Genomic DNA, 20175 nt, shown 5'->3' with positions numbered 1-20175 from the left:
ACAGCGGCTTAGTTGCCGTATTGCTGTGTGTGCCTCGGAGGAGAAGAAGGAATGGAAGAGACTTTCGACGACTACCTGGACGAAACCGGGAACATCATTATTCCCGAGGGTCGGACCCTGGTCGATCACGTCGAGAAGCACACCCGCAACGACGCGAACACGCTCGCGTATCGCTACATCGATTACTCGCGGGAACGCGACGGTGAAGTTCATGAGCTGACGTGGCAGGAGTTCGGTGTTCGGCTGCGCGCGGTGGCCACTCGATTGCAGCAGGTCACCAAGCCCGGTGATCGAGTCGCCATTCTGGCGCCGCAGGGCCTGGACTATGTGATCTCCTTCTTCGCCGCGATCTACGCGGGCTGCATCTCGGTGCCGCTGTTCGATCCGGACGAGCCTGGCCACACCGATCGTCTGCACGCCGTGCTCGGCGACTGCACCCCGTCGGCCATCCTGACCGCCAGCTCGTCCGCGGCCGGGGTGCGCCAGTTCTTCCGCGCGCTGCCCGCCTCGCAGCGTCCCCGCATCATCGCGGTCGACGCGATTCCCGACAGCGTCGGCGATACCTGGGTGCGCCCGGATATCAAGGTCGACGACATCGCCTATCTGCAGTACACCTCGGGTTCGACCCGGGTGCCTGCCGGTGTGGAGATCACCCACCGGGCCGTGGGCACCAACCTGCTCCAGATGGTCAAGGCACTGAACCTGGACTGGAGTTCGCGCGGCGTCACCTGGCTGCCGCTGTTCCACGACATGGGTCTGCTGACGGTGATCCTGCCCGCCGTGGGCGGCAAGTACATCACCATCATGTCGCCGAGCGCGTTCGTGCGCCGTCCGTACCGGTGGATCAAGGAGCTGGCCGCCGTTTCCGACGGTGCCGGAACCTTCGCCGCCGCACCGAACTTCGCGTTCGAGCACGCGGCCGTGCGTGGCCTGCCCAAGGCCGGGGAGTCGCTGGACCTATCCAATGTGCTGGGTCTGATCAACGGTTCGGAGCCGGTCACCACGTCCTCGATGAAGAAGTTCAACGAGGCGTTCGCGCCGTACGGTCTGCCGAAGACCGCGATCAAGCCGTGCTACGGCATGGCCGAGGCGACGCTGTTCGTGTCGGCGACCAAGGCCGAGGACGAGGCCAAGGTGGTCTATGTCGACCGCGGCGAACTCAATGCCGGCCGCATGGTGAAGGTCGCCCAGGGCACCGAGAACGCTATCGCCCAGGTGTCCTGCGGCTATGTGGCGCTATCGCAGTGGGCCGCGATCGTCGATCCGGCGACGGTGGACGGTGACGGTGGCCACGAGCTACCCGACGGCCACGTCGGCGAGATCTGGTTGCACGGCAACAACATGGGCATCGGCTACTGGGATCGCCCGGACGAGACCGCCGCGACCTTCCAGAACAAGATCAGCAAGCGCAACGCCGAGAACAGCCACGCCGAGGGCGCCGCCGATGACGCCAACTGGATGCGCACCGGCGACTACGGCGTCTACTTCGAAGGCGAGCTCTACATCACCGGCCGGGTCAAGGACCTGGTGATCGTCGACGGACGCAACCACTACCCGCAGGATCTCGAGTTCTCCGCGCAGGAGGCCTCCACCGCGCTGCGCCCGGGTTTCGTGGCCGCGTTCTCCGTGCCCGCCAACCAGTTGCCGCCCGAGGTCTTCGAGCAGGGCAGCCATTCCGGCCTGAAGTTCGACGCCGACGACGCCTCCGAGCAGCTTGTCATCGTGGGCGAGCGCGGCCCGGGCGCGGGCAAGGCCGATCCGCTGCCGATCGCCGACGCGGTCCGTGCCGCGCTGTCGCAGCGCCACGGTGTCACCGTGCGGGATGTGCTGCTGGTACCGGCGGGTTCGATCCCGCGCACCTCCAGCGGCAAGATCGCCCGGCGTGCCTGCAAGGCCGAATATGTCGGTGGCACGCTGCGCGGCGGTTACACGCAGCAGGCTTTCCCCGATGCACCGGATGCCGAATAAATAGTCGGACACCGCCCGCGATGACGGAGTCCGGCTGCCGATCGACGACGCTCGGCAACGGCTCCACTCGCGGGCGCTAATCTGCTTGCAGGTCGCTCGACATCACGCCCGGGCGACCGCGCGCGGGGTAACCACCACCGAGCGTCAATTCGCGGCGCGCCCGGTACGCAGACAGGTAGCTTGAGGAATTGATGGCTGACAACGAGGGCACACCGACCCAGACGACCGACGCCGCCGACACCGACGTGTCGGTCGCACCGGTCAAGGATGCGACCAACCCCGACATCTCGGTGGCGGAACTGCGAGAGTGGTTGCGGCGCTGGGTATCCGACGCGACCGGGCAACCGCTGGAGAACATCACCACGGACCGGCCGATGGAGGAATTCGGGCTGGCCTCGCGGGACGCGCTCGCCCTCGGCGGTGACATCGAGGAACTGACCGGCGTGGTGCTCAATGCCACCGTCGTGTACCAGCATCCGACCATCGGCTCGCTGGCCGACGTGGTCGTCAACGGTGTCCCGGAACTGCCCGAGGAGTCCGCCGACGACGCGTTCTACGCGGGATACACGCCGGGCGAGGCGCACGACATCGCCATTGTCGGCCTGTCCACCCGGTTGCCGGGCGCGGGCGACACCCCGGAGTCGACCTGGGAATTCCTGATCAATCGCGGTGACGGCATCCGCGAATTGCCGGACGGCCGCTGGGAAGAGTTCACCGCGGACCCGGCCGTCAAGCAGATCGTCGAGGAATCCAACACGCTCGGTGGCTATCTCGACCAGGACGTGGTGAAGGGCTTCGACGCGGAGTTCTTCGCCATGTCACCGGTCGAGGTCGAACGCGTCGACCCGCAGCAGCGTCTGATGATGGAGCTGACCTGGGAGGCGCTCGAGCACGCCCGGATTCCAGCGAGCGAGTTGCGCGGCGAAGCGGTCGGCATGTTCATCGGCTCCTCCACCAGCGACTTCCAGCTGATCGCGGCGCTCGGCCTTGGCGACATCGATCCGAACGTGCCGATCTCGGCGGAGGCGTACGCGCTGCTGGGCGCGTCGACCGGCATCATCGCCAACCGCGTCTCCTACTTCTTCGACTTCCGTGGCCCGTCGGTCACCATCGACACCGCCTGCTCCTCGACCATCGTCGCGGTGCACCAGGCGGTGCGCGCCCTCCGCGACGGCGACGCCGACGTGGCGCTGGCCGGTGGCGTGAACATGATCCTGGCCCCGGTCGCGACGCTCGGCTTCGAGAAGAACGGCGCCGTCGCCAAGGACGGTCACATCAAGGCGTTCTCCTCCGATGCCGATGGCATGGTGCGCTCGGAGGGCGCGGGCCTGGTGGTGCTCAAGCGCCTGGCCGACGCCGAACGCGACGGCGACAATATCCTCGCCGTGGTCAAGGGTTCGGCCGTGAACAACGACGGCCGCTCCAACGGCCTGTTCGCCCCCAACCCGGATGCCCAGGCCGATGTGCTGCGCCGCGCCTACCGCGACGCGGGCATCAAGCCCACCACGGTCGATTACATCGAGGCGCACGGCACCGGCACCCCGATCGGTGATCCGATCGAGGCCGACGCGCTCGGCCGGGTGGTCGGTCGCGGCCGCGACGCCGACAAGCCCGCGCTGCTGGGTTCGGCGAAGACGAACTTCGGTCACCTGGAGTCCGCGGCGGGCGCGGCCAGCCTGGCCAAGGTCGTGATGTCGTTCCAGCACAATGTCATTCCGCCGAATCTGGGTTTCGCGGGTCCGAGCCCGTTCATCCCGTTCGAGCAGGCCAACCTGAAGGTCGTCGAGCAGCCGACGGAGTACCCGCGCTACAGCGGCGTCGCCACGGTCGGTATCTCCGGCTTCGGTTTCGGCGGCACCAATGCGCACATGGTCGTGCAGGAGTATGTTCCGGCCGCGCCGTCCTCGGCCGAATCCGCGCCCGCGGACGCGGAGGTCGAGGCCACCGACGTCCTGGCCGAAGCCGAGAAGATGCTGGCCGCACCGGTCGAGGTCGCCGAGCCCGAGTGGGCGCGCGCCGAGCCGCTGCCGGTGATCCTGGCGGTCTCGGGCTATCTGCCCTCGCGCCGCCGCCGGGCCGCGCAGGAACTCGCCGACTGGCTCGAGGCCGACGGTAAAGAAGTACCGCTCGAGGATGTGGCCCGCTCGCTGGCCAAGCGCAGCCACTGGCGTTCGCGCGGTGTCGTGATCGCCAAGGATCACGAGGAAGCCGTCGCCGGTCTGCGCGCGATCGCCGCGGGCAAGCCGGGCAACGGCGTCTTCACCGTCGACGCGCCCGCCGCCAAAGGCCCGCTGTGGGTGATGGCCGGTTTCGGCGCACAGCACCGCAAGATGGGCAAACAGCTCTACGCCGAGAACCGGATCTTCCGCGAAACCGTCGACAAGATCGACGAACTCGTCGTGGACGAGGCGGGCTACTCGGTCCGTGAGATGATGCTCGACGACGCCCAGGACTGGGATATCGGTACCGGCCAGGTCGGCACCTTCACCATTCAGGCGGGTCTGGCCGCGGTGCTGCGCGCGCACGGCGCGGAGCCCGAGGGCGTGGTCGGTCACTCCCAGGGCGAGGTCGCGGGCGCCTACATCTCCGGTGGGCTGCCGCTGGAAGACGCGGTGCGCGTGATCTGCTCGCGCGGCCGGTTGATGGCCGAGGGCGAGCAGATGATCACCGACGACCAGGTGCGCAATATGGCGCTGGTCGAGTTGAGCGCCGAGGCCGTCGAGGCCATGCTGCCGGATTATCCGGAAATCGAGGTCGCGGTGTACGCCGCGCCGACCAACACCGTGATCGGCGGTCCGCCGGATCAGGTGCACGCCATCGTCGCCAAGGTCGAGGAGCAGGGCAAGTTCGCCCGCGTACTCCAGACCCGCGGCGCGGGCCACACCTCGCAGATGGATGTGCTGCTCGGCGAACTGGCCGCGGAGCTGGCCGGTTTGGAGCCGACCAAGCTCAAGGTCGACCTCTACTCGACCGTGCACAAGGACACCGTCTACGCCGCGGGCAACGACCCGGTGCACGACGAGGACTACTGGGTCACCAATATGCGTGGCTCGGTGTACTTCACCAACGCGGTGCGCCGCGCGGTGGATTCCGGCATCACCACATTCCTGGAGCTCGCGCCGAATTCGGTGGCGTTGATGCAGGTCATGGGGACCACCTTCGCGGCGGGGCTGCCCAATGCCGCGCTGATCCCCACCCTCAAGCGCAAGGAAGACGAGTCGGCGGCCGTGATCGCGGCGCTGGCCCAGCTCTACGTCAACGGCCACCGGGTCGATCTGACCTCGCTGCTGCCCGCCGGACCGTACGCCGCGATTCCGCGAACCACGTTCGTGCGCAAGGAGTTCTGGCCCAAGGGCAAGGCGATCACCAGCGGCGGCGGCAACACCAAGGCGCCGGGCGCGCACGTCGCCCTGCCCGATGGCCGCCACGTCTGGGAGGTGCGGGCCGGTGCCGTCGCCGACCTCGGCGCACTGGTGAAAGCCGCTGCGGCGCAGGTGCTTTCCGATGTCGAGGCGGGCGCGTCCTACGCGTACGCGCCGATCCCGGTGACCGGCACGCTCACCACGACGCTGACCCCGTACCCGGGCGGCGCGGCGGCGCAGGTGCACGCCAAGGACGGCAAGACCTTCACGCTGCTGTTCGACGGTGTCGTCACCTCGGGCGCTCCGCTGCCGGAACCCGTTGCGGTGCAGGCGGTCACGCCGGCCGAAAGCGCGGCCACCGAGGTGGCGGTGGTCGAATCCTTCGGCGACCGCTGGGATCCCAACGGCAGCCAGACGCTCGAGCAGCGCCTCGCGCTGATCGTCGCCGAATCCATGGGCTACGCCGTCGAGGACCTCCCGATGGAGATCCCGCTGATGGAGCTCGGGCTCGACTCGCTCATGGCGATGCGGATCAAGAACCGCGTCGAATACGAATTCGATATCCCACAGCTCCAGATCCAGGCCGTACGTGATGCCAACCTGACCGAGGTCGGCAAGGTGCTGCGCTACGCCATCGAGCACCGCGACGAGGTCGCCGCCATCGCCGAGCGGCAGGCCGCGGGCGAGGACGTCAGCATCGACGCCGACTTCGTGGAGCAGGCCCGCGCCGCCATCGAAGCGGGCGAGGACCCGGCCGCGGTCGCGAAAGCGGCTGCGGCGGAAGTGAAGCAGGAGGCCATCGAGTCCGAGGCGGGCGCACTGGTGGCCGAGGCCGCCGTGGCGACCGAGGCCGCGCCGGTGGCCGAGGAATCGGTATTCGGCGGCGTGGCCTACGAGGCCGAATCCGAAGACGATGTCCCGCCGCGTGACGCGGCCGAGCGACTGGTCTACGGCACCTGGGCCCTGGTCACCGGCAAATCCGCGGGCGGCATCTTCAACACCCTGCCGATTCTCGAAGAGGAGATCGCCGAGAAGCTGGCGACGCGGCTCACCGAGCGGGTCGGCGCGGAGATCACCGTCGACGACGTGCTCGACTCCGAGACCATCGAACAGCTCGCCGATATCGTGCGCGAATTGCAGGACAGCGGCGCCGATGTGGACGGCTTCATCCGGCCGTTGCGGGCGCGCACCGAAGGCTCGAAGGCCGTGCCGGTCTTCGTGTTCCATCCGGCTGGCGGCAACACGCTGGTCTATGAACCGCTGCTCAAGCGGCTTCCCGCCGATACGCCGATGTACGGCTTCGAACGCGTCGACGGCTCGATCGAGGAGCGCGCTCGCCAGTACCTGCCGGAGCTGCAAAAACTCCAGGGCGACGGCCCGTACGTGCTGTACGGCTGGTCGCTGGGCGCGGTGCTGGCTCTGCAGGTAGGGCAGTTGCTGCGCGAAGCGGGCGCGGATGTGCGCACCGTCGGCCTGATCGACCTGGCCATGCCGGTCGAGAAGGAGGACAACAGCCCGCAGGAGCGCGTCCGCCGGCTCGAGCGCTACCAGGCCTTCGCCAAGAAGACCTACAACGTGCCGCACGAACTGGACCGCGAGCAGATCGAGGAGCTGGCCGCCGCCAGCGACGAGGACCAGATGAAGATGATCATGGATCTGGTCAAACTGAGCGGCGCGAAGATTCCCGGCGGCGTGCTGGAACATCAGCGCACCTCCTGGATCGAACAGCGCGCGCTGCAGCAGGCCGAGCCCACCCGCTACGACGGACACGTCGTGCTCTACCTCGCCGACCGCTACCACGACGGCGCGATCGAGCTGGAACCGCGCTACGGTGACCGCCGTCCGAACGGTGGCTGGGACGAGTTCATCCCGAACCTGGAGATCGTGCACATCCCGGGTGATCACCTGCAGATCGTCGACGAACCGCGAATCGGCAAGATCGGCACGGATCTGGCCGCCAAGCTCACCGAGATCGCGAAGGGAGCGTAGTGAGCACAACTGCCGAAAAGCTCGCCGACCTGCGTCAGCGTTTGGAGCTCGCGCAGGAGCCGACGGGTGACGCGGGGGTGGCCAAGCGGGCGAAGAAGGGGATACCCAGCGCCCGCGACCGGATCAATATGCTGCTCGATCCGGGCACCTTCGTGGAAATCGGTGCGCTCGTGCGCAATCCGAACGACAAGAAGGCGCTCTACAGCGACGGCGTGGTGACCGGGCACGGCCTGGTGGACGGCCGCCCGGTCGCGGTGTTCTCGCACGACCAGACCGTCTACGGCGGTTCGGTCGGTGAGATGTTCGGCCGCAAGATCGTGGCCACCATGGAGTTCGCCGCCAAGATCGGCTGCCCGATCGTGGGTATCAACGATTCCGGCGGCGCCCGCGTGCAGGAGGCGGTGACCTCGCTGCACTGGTACGGCCAGCTGGCCACCGCGATGGAACCGCTGTCGGGCTATGTGCCGATGATCTCGCTGATCCTCGGCAACTGCGCGGGTGGCGCTGTCTACCAGCCGATCTGCACCGACGTCGTGGTCGCCACCGAGGACGCGCACATGTTCGTCACCGGCCCGAAGGTGATCCGCGAGGTCACCGGCGAGGACGTGAGCATCGAGGAGCTCGGCGGCGCCCGCAGCCAGGCCGGCTACGGCAATATCCACCATGTGGCCAAGGACGAGAAGGCCGCGTTCGAATGGGTGCGGGACTACCTGAGTTATCTGCCGTCGAGTTGTGTCGAGCTGCCGCCGGTGGTGAACCCGGGTCTGGAGCCGGAAGTCACGGATTCGGATCTGGAGCTGAACACGATCGTCCCGGATTCCGACAACGCCGGATACGACATGCACGAGGTGCTGCTGCGGATCTTCGACGACGGCGCGTTCCACGAGATCGGCGGGCAGGTGGCGCAGAACGTCATCACCGGTTTCGCCCGGGTGGACGGCCGCCCGGTCGGCGTGGTCGCCAATCAGCCCATGCACTACGCGGGCGCGCTGGACGCGGCGGCCTCGGACAAGTCGGCGCATTTCATCCGGATGTGCGACGCCTACGAGATCCCGCTGGTGCTGGTCGTCGACACCCCGGGCTTCATGCCGGGTGTGGAGCAGGAGAAGATCGGCGTCATCAAGCGCGGCGGCCGGTTCCTGTTCGCCTACACCGCGGCCTCGGTGCCGAAGGTGACCGTGGTGGTGCGTAAGGCCTACGGCGGCGGCTGGGCCGTCATGGGTTCCAAGGCGCTGGGTTCGGATGTGTATCTGGCCTGGCCGACCGCGCGTATCGCGGTGATGGGTGCCGAGAGCGCGGTGAGTCTGATGGGCGGCAAGCAGATCGAGGCCATGCCCGAGGAGCAGCGCGAACCGATGCGCCGCCAGATGATCGACTTCTACAACGCCACCGTGGCCACGCCGTGGCTGGCGGCCGAGCGGGGTTACCTGGACGCGGTCATCGAGCCGTCGGCGACCCGGCTGGAGCTGCGGCGGGCGCTGAAGATGTTGCAGGACAAGAAGATGGTGCGCTACCCGCGCAAGCACCACCTGATCCCGCTGTAAACCCCTCGAACGAGATCGGGCCGTACTCCCTTGGGAGACGGCCCGATTCGTGTCTTCCTCAGGCGATGGTCGCCGATTCGATGACGACGTCGTCGTTCGGGACATCCTGGTGCATGCCCGCGGAACCGGTGGACACGGCCGAGATCTTGTCGACGACCTCGTTGCCCTCGACGACCTTGCCGAACACGGTGTAGCCCCAGCCCGACGGCGTGGGCGCCGAGTGGTTGAGGAACTCGTTGTCGGAGGTGTTGATGAAGAACTGCGCGGTGGCCGAGTGCGGGTCGTTGGTGCGGGCCATCGCGACGGTGTACTTGGCGTTCTTCAGGCCGTTGGTGGCCTCGTTCTGGATCGGCGCCTGGGTGCCCTTCTGACGCATGCCGGGCTCGAAGCCGCCGCCCTGGATCATGAAGTTCGGGATGACGCGGTGGAAGATGGTGTTGTTGTAGTGGCCGGAGTTCACGTAGCTCACGAAGTTCTGCACCGTGTTCGGCGCCTTGGCGTCGTCCAGCTCCAGGACGATCGGTCCGTAATTCGTTACGAGATTCACCTTGGTCATACCCCCACCCTGCCAAATACCCGATCGACGGTCTGTCACTCGGGTCGATTTCGGTGTTTCGACTACCTCGGTTCAGGAGCGTGACCAGGGCGGGCACCGGCTGGTGTACCGGGAGCGACCGCTACAGATAGCATTGCCAACCGTGTCAGACGCCGCCACCGCCGTACTCGAACGCCCGGCCCCCGCGCCGGAGGTCGCCCCACGCGATTTCCGGACCGCGCGCACCATCGCGCTGATCACCGGGTTGTTAGGTGCGCTACTGGCTTTGGCTACTCCTTTCCTGCCGGTGACGCAGACGACCGCGACACTGAGCTGGCCGCAGGCCGGGCAGCTCGGCAATGTCACCGCGCCGCTGATGTCGCAGGTGCCGATGAGCCTGAAGGCGTCGATTCCGTGTGCGGCGGTGGAGTCGCTGCCCGAGCAGGGCGGCATGCTGCTGGCGACCGCGCCGCCGCAGGGCGATCAGGCGGCGCTGAGCGCGCTGTTCGTGCGGGTGTCCGACAGCAGCGTCGACGTGATCGACCGCAACGCGGTGGTGGCGTCCGCCGCGCGGTCGGAGATGGGGCAGTGCTCGTCGATTCTGATCACCTCCGACAGCGACAAGACCCGGGCCGAGTTCGTCGGACTGGAGCGCACGGTCGAGCGGCCGGTCGAGGGCGCGCCGCCTGTCACCGTGACGGAACTGCTGGCCGGTGAGCTGGCGGGCGATCTGCGGCCGCAGATCGTCGGCGTCTTCTCGGATTTGCGCGGTGCGGCGCCCGCGGGTCTGTCGTTCGAGTCCGTGATCGACACTCGGTTCAGCACCACCCCGACCGTGACCAAACTGGTCGCGATGCTCGCCGCGGTGCTGCTGACCCTGATCGCGCTGGGCGCGCTGGCCAAGCTCGACACCAGCGACGGCCGCGGCCACCGCCGCTTCCTGCCCGCCCACTGGCTCGAGCCGACCTGGGCCGACGGCGCGGTGATCGGCACCCTGCTGGTCTGGCATTTCCTCGGCGCCAACACCTCCGACGACGGCTACATCCTCAGCATGGTCCGGGTGGCACCGGAGGCCGGATACATGGCCAACTACTTCCGCTGGTACGGCGTCCCGGAGGCGCCGTTCGGCTGGTACTACTACGTGATCCAGGTGTTCGCCGAGATCTCCACGGCCAGTCCGTGGGTCCGGTTGCCCGCGCTGGCCTGCGCCATCTTCTGCTGGATGGTGATCAGTCGCGAGGTCGTGCCCCGGCTCGGGCGCGGCGTGCGTACCAGCAAGGTGGCGCTGTGGACCGGTGGCCTGGTGTTCCTGGCCTTCTGGCTGCCCTACGACAACGGTCTGCGCTCCGAGCCGATCGTCGCGCTGGGCGCGCTGCTGACCTGGGTGTCGATCGAACGCGCGATCGCGACCGGACGCCTGCTGCCCGCGGCGGCCGCGGTGCTGATCGCCGCCTTCACCCTGGCGGCCGCGCCGACCGGTCTTATGTGTGTGGCGGCCTTGCTCGCCGGTATCCGTCCGCTGATTCGGATCGTGGTGCGCCGCCGCCGGGACTTCATGAAGCTGGGCGCGTCGGCCTGGTGGGGTTCGACCCTGCCCTTGCTGGCGCCGATCGCCGCGGCGGGCGTGCTGGTGCTGACCGTGGTCTACAGCGATCAGACCTTCTCGGCGATCCAGGAGGCCAACCGGGTGCGGCAGGCGACCGGCCCGAATCTGGCCTGGTACGAGGACTATCTGCGCTACTACTACCTGTTCGTCGAGACGGTCGACGGCTCGCTGCCGCGCCGCTTCGCCTTCCTGGTGATGCTGCTGTGCCTGTTCACCACCATGCTGGTGCTCCTGCGCCGCCGCCAGGTGGCCGGGATCGCCAGTGGTCCGACCTGGCGGTTGATGGGCATCGTCTTCGGCACCATCTTCTTCATGATGTTCAACCCGACGAAGTGGACGCACCACTTCGGCGCGTACGCGGGCATCGCCGGCTCGCTGGCCGCGGTCACCGCGGTCGCGGTATCGGCCACGGCGCTGCGGCATCGCAAGAACCGGGCCATCTTCCTGGCCGGGTTGCTGTTCGTGCTCGCGGTGTCCTTCTCGGGGATCAACGGCTACTGGTACGTCTCCAGTTTCGGGGTGCCCTGGTTCGACAAGCGGATCTCGTTGCAGGGTTACCAGGGCAACACCCTGATGCTGGTGCTGTTCGGCCTGGCGCTGGCGCTGGTGGCCTGGCACGCGTTGCGTGAGGGCTATGCCAAGCCGGAGAGTTCGTCGAAGTCGGCGCGCGGGCGCCGGATTCGGAAGTTCGCCGCGATTCCGCTGACCTTGGTCGCGGCCGCCATGGTGGCGCTGGAGGTGCTCTCGCTGGTCAAGGGCGCTTACAGTCAGTACCCGGCCTACTCGCTGGCGCGCTCGAACATCGATGCGATCAGCGGTGATTCGTGCGGTCTGGCCAATGACGTCCTGGTGGAAGCCGATCCGAACGCGGGCCGGTTGCAGCCGATCATCGATCCGGCGAATCCACCGGTAAACGATGATCCGCTCGCGGGCGCGGAGCCGGTCGGGTTCAGCCCCAACGGCGTTCCGAACGATCTGTCCGCCGACAGTGTCGAGGTGAAGCCGGGTACCGGCAATACCTCCACCCAGTCCGTCGGCGCCGCCTTCGCCGAGGGCGAGAGCGCGGGCACCGGCGGCGGTAAGGGCGCGGTCGGGGTGAACGGCTCCGATGTCGCGTTGCCGTTCGGCCTGAACCCGGCCACCACTCCGATCATGGGCAGCTACCAGCCCGGCGTGCAGCAGCCCGCCCGGCTGACCTCGAGCTGGTACGAACTGGCCCCGCGTTCGGCGGACAAGCCGCTGGTAGTTATCTCGGCGGCGGGTCGCATCCTGTCCTTCGACGACACCGGCGATCTGAACTACGGCCAGTCGCTCACCGTCGATTACGGTCGTCGCCTGCCCGACGGCAGCGTCGAGAAGCTCGGCACCTATCTGCCGCGCGATATCGGCCCGTTCCCGTCCTGGCGCAACCTGCGGGTGCCGCTGGACGAGATCGCGCCGGAAGCGGACACGGTGCGACTGGTGGCCAGCGACCCGATCCTGATCGGTGACCAGTGGCTGGCGTTCACCCCGCCGCGCATGCCGAAGCTGGAGTCGCTCAACAGCTTCCTCGGCTCTGAGCAGCCGATCCTGGAGGACTGGGCGGTGGGCTTGCAGTTCCCGTGCCAGCAGCCGTTCCTGCACCGCAACGGTGTCGCCGAGGTGCCGAAGTTCCGCATCCTGCCGGACCGGCCGCTGGCCATCAGCTCCACCAATACCTGGCAGGCCCAGGAGTTCGGCGGTCCGCTCGGCTTCAGTCAGATGCTGGCCCGCTCGACCACCCTGCCGACGTACCTGAAGGACGACTGGGCGCGGGACTGGGGTTCGCTCGAACGCTACGACCAGTACCTGCCCGCCACTCAGGCGCAATTGCGGACCGGCACCGAGAACCGCTGGGGTTTCTGGACACCGGGACAGATGCGGGTGTTCTAGGCGCGAGCGAAATGCCCGCCGAGCAGTGCTCGGCGGGCATTTCTCGTGAGTAGTGACCTATACCTTCAACATCCGTCGGCCGAGTTCGCGGCGCAGCACCTCTTGCGAGGGCAGACGACCGAGAACTCGCAGCACCTCGGGACGTAATTCCGATTGCTCCTCGTCGGTGAGCAGATCGACGAGATCGCGCAGACCCATGTCATCGAACGCCGCTGTCATACCGCACACATTACGTCCCGGAGGCGGATCGGTCTCTATTTCGGCGCATCGGTTACGAAGGTGTCATCGTTGCGAAACGGTCACTGCGGCAACCGCTTTCGTGATCTTGGACAGTTCGCTCGAGCGTTACCGTGGCGGAATCTCTACACAATGTGAACGGTCTGCGGTACCGGGTCACCGGCAGGTGCGCACCGTGCTCAGAAATAGATAGCACAGGCGTTAGCGTGCCGGTAGCCCATTCGGTCAGGGGATCCGGATGGGCGAGTCCTTGGACACACCCCAGCGCCGCACCACGGTGGCGCCGATCCGCGCCGGCTCGGCCGCCGGATCGTAGGGCGTGAACTGTTCCAGCGCACCCCAATCCCGGCCCCAATCGTGTTCGAGATAGGTGGGAACGGTCTCGGCCTTCGCCAGCAGTTCGGTCCAGCCGAGCGGGCCGCCGCCGATATCGTCCTGCCAGGCATTGGAAGCGTCCGAGCCGACCCGGTCGGGCAGGATCCGCCAGCGCGGTATCTCGGCGACGCCATCGTGGTGGTCGAAGGGTCGCTGGCACGGGAAGGCCAGGCCGACATGCCAGTCCAGCAGTACCGGATCACTCGAGCCGACCACGGAATTCAGCGTGGCCAGGCGGGGCAGCCGGGGCGGGGTGACCGCCAGCCACTGGCGCTGGGTGATGTCGTTGTCGACGGCCACCAGGCGCACCGCGTTCACGCCCGTGGGCAGACGGTCCAGGGGGACGCGCAGGTTACGCCACGACGGGGCCGGGCCGACATCGAGCGGATCGACCGCGCCGAGCGTCTCGAATTCACCGTCGGCGCGGCGGGTTCCGTACTCCAGGCGCAGCTCCTGCCCGTAGGTCACCACCCCGTCAGCGTCCACCGAGCGGATGCGCCCCGCGACCGTGAGCGCCAGCACCTGGTAGGCGGGATCATCGCGCACCGCGTCGGTCAGATCCAGTCGGTACCACTGCGAGGTCAGCTTGGCCTGGGTCTGCGCGTCGGCGCTGTAGCTGCCCAGGACCGGCGTGCGAGCCGGATCCAGGCCGAACGGCAACGCCACCGTGCTGCCGTTGATTCCGGCTTGCGCGCTGGTGCCGCCGCCGGTGCCCGCCCCGGTGGTGTTGGTGGTCTTGTTCTCGTCGGTGCTGATCGAATTCGCGCCGCCGGAGACGGTTTCCTCCTGGTCGGCGGTCAGGTCGGCGGCCACGCCGTTCGGGGTGAAACCCGTCGATTCCGCGGACAATCCGTCCGCCGGAGCGCCGTCGAAGGGCTGCAGCAGCGAATCCGCGGTGTTCGTCTCCACCAGCACCGCGTCGGCCAGGGCGCACGGATCACCGCGCAGCGTATCGAGATTCGACTTGGCGATCGAATACGCCGGGTACTGGGTGACCGCCGCCTTGGCCAGCGACGCGACCTCGAACAGCACCAGCAGCGCCGCCGCGATGGTCAGCGGCGCGGAGGCGAAACGATCGAAACGCCGCGGCGGAACATCCCGCTGGTAGGGCGCGCGGTAGTGCTCCCAGATCGCCCACAGCAGTGCCAGCACCGCCAGCCCGAGGAACAGGGTGGACAGGCCCTTGCCCGCGATCAACGGCGCCTTGTCCCACCACGGCACGCCGTAGCTCGAGACGTACCACCAGCCGTTGGAGCCGGTGAAGGTGATGGCCAGCACGAACAGCACCGCCGCCGCGAACAGCGCGCGGTTGCGCCGGAACCGGATCCCCTCGCTACCCACCGCGACGGCCGCCAGCGCGGCCAGCGAACCGGCCAGCCCGGCGTAGACACCGAAGTGGTGGGTCCACTTGGTCGGGGTGAACATCATCAGCAGCAGCGAGGCGAACACGATGCCGAGAATGCGCACCGACGGACCGCGAGACGTGCCGGGAATCCGGCCCTTTCGCAGTACCTGGAGTACGCACACCAGCAGCGCCAGCAGCATCATCAGCACACCGAAGCGGCGGCCCAGCGAGCCGTCGGGGGACAGCATGAGCAGCGAATCCCAGCGGGTGCGCTCGTCGAACCAGGCGACATTGGGGCCGATGATGGTGCGCACCCGGGTCGCCTCCAGCACCGTCGTCAGGGTCTGGTCGGCGAAAACCACAATGAGCACCAGGGTTCCGGCCGCCAGGCCGGGTGCGATCAGCGCGGCGTAGCGGAAGAACGTGGTGAGCCGGGAACCGGAGGCCGGGTCGGCGGCATCGGCGGCGTACACCTCGGGTTGGGACGGTGTCGCGCTGTCGTTCTCGTGCGCTCGCGCATCACGTTCAGCAGATGGGCTCGTGCCGCCTTCATTCCCGGGCGCACGTGCGGAAGGTGTTGCCGCACTGTCATGCTCAGCCGCGGAGGCGTCGGCCGCGATCTGGATCGGCCGTCGGCCCTGTGCCCGCTTCACGATGATCTCCAGGACCGGGCGCGAACCCGCGATCAGCGCGGCCACGCAGATCAGACCGGTGGGCCCGGCCGCCAGCGAGAACGCGGCGATCAGCACGCCGACCGCGGCGGGCAGCAGCCGGCCGGTGGCGATGGCCCGTTCGATCGAGCACCAGGTGAGCAGCGCGCCCGCGGCGATCAGCGGTTCCGGGCGCAGGCCGTTGTCGTAGGGCAGCCAGAAGGCCAGGAAGACCAGACCCGCGGTCCACCGGGGGATGGCAGTCGACGCAGTCGACGGGGTGGGTGAGCGCCGTGCGATCTTGTGGCGGCGCACCCGAGCTCCCAGGCGCGGCAGCACCTCCCGGGAGATCACCATCCAGCACACGAAACCGGCGAGCAGCGTCGGCAGCCGGACCCACGGGCTGGCGGCGGACACCTTGGTCATCCAGGCCAGCACCTCGTAGGACCAGCCGAACGGCGCCTCGGGGACGCCGAGCCAGCGGTAGTAGTTGGCCATGTAGCCCGAATGTTCCGACGCGCGAGCCATATTCAGGATGTAGCCGTCATCGGAGGTGTTCGCGCCGAGGAAATGCCACAGCAGCAGCGTGCCCAGCACCACCGCGTCGGCGAGACCGAACCGCCACCACTGCGCGGGCAGGAAGCGCCGGGCCCGGCGGCCGTCGGAGTTGTCCAGCAGATGCAGCGCGAGCAGCGCGATGGCGGTCAGCACCGCCGCGCCGATCATGGCGGCCAGTTTGAGTCCGCTCGGGGTGGAGGAGAAGCGCGAATCGATATCGGCGTGTAGGCGCGCGCCGGTCAGTTGCGCCTGGTCCAGATCGGTGAAGACGCCGACCACCTGCGGGCGGATATCCCGGGTGACGGTGTTCTGGAACGGAGTGCCGTCCTGGCGTCGCGCACCGGCGAATTCGACCGAGGTCGCGGTGGCGGTCGCGTCGATGGTGACAGCCGTGCAGCCGGCGATCTCCGCGACCGGCGCGGACAGCAGCGGCACATCACGCTGCAAGACCGACAGCGTCCCGTCGGCCACCGCGACCACCAATCCCTTGGCGGTGGACTGGCCGGAGGCGGCCGGAATCGTCGACAGCACGGTGGCGTCGGTGCCGGGCAGGATCGAGCACGGCAGCTCGGCGTGCAATCGCAGTGGCACATACGACACCAGTGGCGCCGCCACGCTGGCGCTGTTGCCCGGTTGTGGCCAGTCCAACGTCGCCCGATCCTGCTGTACCGGTAAGACCGGGGTCAGCAGCGCCAGCACGAATCCGAGTAGCCCGGAGACGAGGGCGATCAGGCGGTAACGGTGGAACGCTGAAGTCGATCGGTCCGCTCGCACGATCGTTCATGCTAGCCACCGCCGTCGCGTAACCCACGCCACCGCGAGGATCGGCGCAGGGCGAGGGTCAGTGCCGGACGGTGACCAGTGTGAACGGCCCGATGACGGTGCTGGTGAAGGCTGGATCGTCGAACAGCGACTTCGGGAAGCTGACCGTATAACGCTCGACGTTCGGGTCGTTCGGGTAGACGTCGCGAGCCAGGCGCAGCGTGTAGTTGTCGCCGCTGCTGCGGAACAGGAACGCGTCCGGCGCGCGCACCGGGGCGGCCGCCAGGGCTGCGCGGAGTTCGGCGGGGGTCTTCAGCTTGCTCCACTGATCGATCAGCGCGGCGCGAGCGGGGAAGTCGCCGAGCGGGTTCGCGTAGTGCGAGGTCAGTGCCTGGAAGCCGAAGTACGGGTAGAAGGCGAGGAAGCTGGTGTCGGCGGTGAGCACCACGGTCTGGTCGCGTGGACGGCCGGTCCGCTCCAGCAGGGCCGCGTCCACCTCGTCGTAATGCTGGACCGCCGAGGCGGGGCGCGCGTCGGCGCGGTGGCCGTCACCGTCGGTGTCGGTGTAGGCGGTGGTGATCTCGGGGGCCAGCACGTGCGGAATGTCCTGGGCGAAGGCGAGTGCGCCGAGCACCGCGAGGGTGGCCGCGACCGGCTTCAGCGCGGCCGGTTCGTTCAGCGCCTGATAGATCGCCCGCGCGCCCTCGACGAACCCGAACGCGCCCGCCGCCGCCAGCAGCACCTTCAGCGGCGCGTCCAGCCGGAACGACAGCAGCGTGGTCCCGGCCGCGGTCGCCACCATGGACAGCAGCGTCCACAAATAGATGGCGAGCACGCCCATGCCGAGCGCCTGCGCCCGCCGCGAGGAGCCCACGCGCAGCACCAGCCAGATGGTGCCGATCAGGTAGAGCCCACCCTCGAGCGTGAATTCGGCCATGGGCAGCGGCAATTCGGCACCGGACTGCGGCAGATAGTGCAGTGCGGTACCCGAGCTCGGCAGCTTGGTGGTCAGCGTCTCCAGGAGATAGGGGAGCCAGACGATGGCCGCGATCACTCCGGCGAGGACCGCGATCGCCAACAGGCGGACCAGCGGGGGGATCGCGGCGCGCCACACCGGTTGGCCCGGGCCGGCTTTCCCGGCACGTCGACCTGGCTGGCCCGGATCGGTCTGCCCGCCGCGCCGAACCGATTGACCCGCATCGGTTTTCCCGCCGCGCGGATGGTTGACCGCCCGCTGCGCGCGCATCGCCAGCACCGCGGCCAGCAGGCCCATCAGCGCGACCGCGAAGGCCGCCAGCAGGAAGTGCAGGGTGTAGAAGGTCGCCGCGCCGCCGAGGAACAGGCCGGTGCCGAGGACCGCGCCCCAGCCGCCTGCGGTCCGGCCCGGCCGCTCGGGCCGGTGCAGCGCGCCCCAGGCCAGCACGAGCGCGGGCGCCAGCAGCATGACGATGACCGCGCTGTAGGCCTCCGGCGCGGCCCAGGTCACCGCGACGGCGGTGGTCGCGGCCGTCACCGCGACGGCCCAGTCGGCGCGAATCAGCTTGGACCACAGCACGAGTGACAGCACCGCCGCTACCGCCAGTGACCCGATCGCGTAGGGCTTGAACGCCTCCCAGCCGTCCAGGCCGAGCAGGTCGGCGAACCGGCCGCCGAACCAGAACCACCCGGCCGGGTAGAACGGCGGCAGATCGATGTAGGTCATATCCCGCAGGGCCGCGCTGTCGGTGAGCCGCGTCAGATATTCGGTGCGGAATTCCTGATCGACCGAGACGCCGAAGAGGTAGAGCTTGGTCGCGGCCAGCGGCATACCGAGGGTTACCGTGACGAAGGCCGAAATCCCGGCCCAGGACAGCGCTTTCGCCAGCCACGGCCATTTCCGGGTCCGCAGCAGCCAGATCGCCGCGAGCAACAGCGCGGCCGAGGCGACCTGTCCGACGGTGGTCAGCGCGCGGGTCACGTGGGAGGTGTTGAACGCGGGCCACTGCACCAACGAGAACGCGACGAGCCCGACCGCGGCCACCACCGCGGCCACGATGGCCGCTACCGCGGCTTCACCGAGCGCCGTCCCGATCTGCCGCAGCCCGGCCCGCACCCGCCCGGGCGCCGCCGCGCTGTCAGCTTCGCCAACGGTGCCACTCATAGCCCCTCCGGTTCCCTCTGTCGCTGCTAGACCGTAAAGCCGTCGCGTCAGCCTAGTGGCCTGGGATCGCCACCCGCGGCCCGCGTGTTCACCCAACCACACCGCCGAACCACCCCCAACCATCCACAGGGCATGTGGACCACGCACAGCGCGGTTGTCGAGCGGCGCGCATGGCGAAGGCCCCGAACGGGTCGTGTTCGGGGCCTTCGTTTTCGGTGCGTGCGGGCCGACTGCCGCCGCGCGAGGTGGCCGATCACACGGCGTCGGCGGTCGCGCGGACGGCGGCGGCGACGGCGCGGAAATCCTTGCGCAGGATCTTCGAATGGTTGCTCGGTACCTGGGCGCTGATCGTGACGTGCGGGTTGGCGGCCAGGATCGGATCGAGCGAGGCCCGCGCGGCGGCCATTTCGTCCTCGGCGCCACCGAGATTGGAGCCGCTGGCCAGCACGTAGCGCAGTGGAACGCGCACATTCTGCAGCACCGGGGCCATCTCCGCGCAGATCTGGTTGATCTCCACATTGACCTCGATGTGCTCGGCGAGGCTCATCTTGGCGGCCAGCCCGAACGGTCGCACCAGCGGCAGCAGGAACCGCATCTTCTGGAACAGTTCGGTGATCTGCTCGCGGCCTTCCGGGCCGGTCAGGCCGTAGGGCATCGCGCCGTCGACGGCCACCACACCGGCGATCCGGCCGGGATTGCGTTCGGCGTAGTGCGCGGCCAGCGAGGCCCCGTAGGACCAGCCGACCAGGATGGGCTGCTGTGCGCCGGTCGCTTCGAGCACCGCGTCCAAGTCGCGGATGCTGGCCTCGAAGGTGTAGTCCGCGGAGGTCTTGGACTTGCCCCGGGCCCGCTCGTCGTAGGTGATGTGCCGGAAGTCCGCGCCCAGCTCGGCGATCAGCGCTTTCCACGGGCGGGTGTCGGCGTAGCAGCCGTTCAGGTAGATGACCGGCTGGCCGGTGCCGCCGGTGTCGGAGACCGCGAGGGCGGTGTCCTCGATCTCGAGCATGCCGTTGAAGGCGGGGGCGTTCGTGGTGATCATCGTCTTGCTCCTTGTTTGTTCGGTAATCTCTGAACAAGAATGACGGTACGTTGCGTTCATAAGTCTGTCAACAATAATCTCAAAGCAAATAGCACGCTCAGCACGTTAGTTGAGCTTGTATTGCAATGATATTGAAGGTAAACGCAATGAGATC

At 68.2% G+C, this 20175-nt stretch carries 9 protein-coding genes; 4 read left to right on the top strand and 5 right to left on the bottom strand.

Translation table 11 applies throughout. From position 1 onward, the window contains the following. Positions 1 to 51: 51 nt before the first annotated feature. From fadD32 to ACFVMC_RS05390, 3 genes are all read left to right on the top strand, one after another. Positions 52 to 1968: a long-chain-fatty-acid--AMP ligase FadD32 gene (gene fadD32, locus ACFVMC_RS05400; protein WP_379207078.1), complete on the top strand. Its 1917-nt coding sequence runs from the start codon at positions 52 to 54 to the stop codon at positions 1966 to 1968. Positions 1969 to 2159: 191 nt separating this feature from the next. Beyond that, positions 2160 to 7319, top strand: a complete 5160-nt coding sequence (gene pks13 / locus ACFVMC_RS05395) for a polyketide synthase Pks13 (RefSeq protein ID WP_379207076.1) — start codon at positions 2160 to 2162, stop codon at positions 7317 to 7319. Continuing rightward, complete coding sequence (locus ACFVMC_RS05390) at positions 7319 to 8863, top strand: acyl-CoA carboxylase subunit beta (RefSeq protein WP_379207074.1); 1545 nt, start codon at positions 7319 to 7321, stop codon at positions 8861 to 8863. The genes pks13 and ACFVMC_RS05390 overlap by 1 nt, the downstream gene beginning before the upstream one ends. Positions 8864 to 8921: 58 nt before the next feature. Here the strand turns inward: ACFVMC_RS05390 and ACFVMC_RS05385 are convergent, their stop codons facing one another. Further along, the gene (locus tag ACFVMC_RS05385) at positions 8922 to 9419 is read right to left on the bottom strand and encodes a peptidylprolyl isomerase (RefSeq protein ID WP_379207072.1); all 498 of its coding nucleotides are present in this window, start codon (positions 9417 to 9419) and stop codon (positions 8922 to 8924) included. A 133-nt stretch (positions 9420 to 9552) separates the two neighbouring features. Here ACFVMC_RS05385 and ACFVMC_RS05380 point away from each other — a divergent pair, with 133 nt between their 5' ends. Continuing rightward, positions 9553 to 12915 carry an arabinosyltransferase domain-containing protein gene (locus ACFVMC_RS05380; RefSeq protein WP_379207070.1) on the top strand — a complete coding sequence of 1121 codons (3363 nt, stop codon included), beginning with the start codon at positions 9553 to 9555 and terminating at the stop codon, positions 12913 to 12915. Positions 12916 to 12972: 57 nt separating this feature from the next. Here the strand turns inward: ACFVMC_RS05380 and ACFVMC_RS05375 are convergent, their stop codons facing one another. From ACFVMC_RS05375 to ACFVMC_RS05360, 4 genes are all read right to left on the bottom strand, one after another. Further along, positions 12973 to 13134: a hypothetical protein gene (locus ACFVMC_RS05375; protein ID WP_194816755.1), complete on the bottom strand. Its 162-nt coding sequence runs from the start codon at positions 13132 to 13134 to the stop codon at positions 12973 to 12975. A 243-nt stretch (positions 13135 to 13377) separates the two neighbouring features. Then, positions 13378 to 16854 carry an arabinosyltransferase domain-containing protein gene (locus ACFVMC_RS05370; RefSeq protein ID WP_379207068.1) on the bottom strand — a complete coding sequence of 1159 codons (3477 nt, stop codon included), beginning with the start codon at positions 16852 to 16854 and terminating at the stop codon, positions 13378 to 13380. Positions 16855 to 16921: 67 nt separating this feature from the next. Beyond that, positions 16922 to 18982 carry a galactan 5-O-arabinofuranosyltransferase gene (locus ACFVMC_RS05365; RefSeq protein ID WP_379207066.1) on the bottom strand — a complete coding sequence of 687 codons (2061 nt, stop codon included), beginning with the start codon at positions 18980 to 18982 and terminating at the stop codon, positions 16922 to 16924. A gap of 253 nt (positions 18983 to 19235) precedes the next feature. Beyond that, positions 19236 to 20021, bottom strand: coding sequence for an alpha/beta fold hydrolase (locus ACFVMC_RS05360; RefSeq protein WP_379207064.1), 786 nt, complete (start codon positions 20019 to 20021; stop codon positions 19236 to 19238). Between the last annotated feature and the right edge of the window lie 154 nt (positions 20022 to 20175).

It is taken from the genome of Nocardia sp. NPDC127579 (assembly GCF_042672005.1).
Classification (GTDB): Bacteria; Actinomycetota; Actinomycetes; order Mycobacteriales; family Mycobacteriaceae; genus Nocardia.
Note: the sequence above shows the minus strand (reverse complement) of the source record. Positions and strands in the feature narration are given on the sequence as shown.

Coding starts and splice junctions, on each gene's coding strand:
- fadD32 (WP_379207078.1), top strand. CDS start 52: ATGGAAGAGACTTTCGACGACTACCTGGACGAAACCGGGAACATCATT.
- ACFVMC_RS05385 (WP_379207072.1), bottom strand. CDS start 9,419: ATGACCAAGGTGAATCTCGTAACGAATTACGGACCGATCGTCCTGGAG.
- ACFVMC_RS05360 (WP_379207064.1), bottom strand. CDS start 20,021: ATGATCACCACGAACGCCCCCGCCTTCAACGGCATGCTCGAGATCGAG.
- pks13 (WP_379207076.1), top strand. CDS start 2,160: ATGGCTGACAACGAGGGCACACCGACCCAGACGACCGACGCCGCCGAC.
- ACFVMC_RS05365 (WP_379207066.1), bottom strand. CDS start 18,982: ATGAGTGGCACCGTTGGCGAAGCTGACAGCGCGGCGGCGCCCGGGCGG.
- ACFVMC_RS05375 (WP_194816755.1), bottom strand. CDS start 13,134: ATGACAGCGGCGTTCGATGACATGGGTCTGCGCGATCTCGTCGATCTG.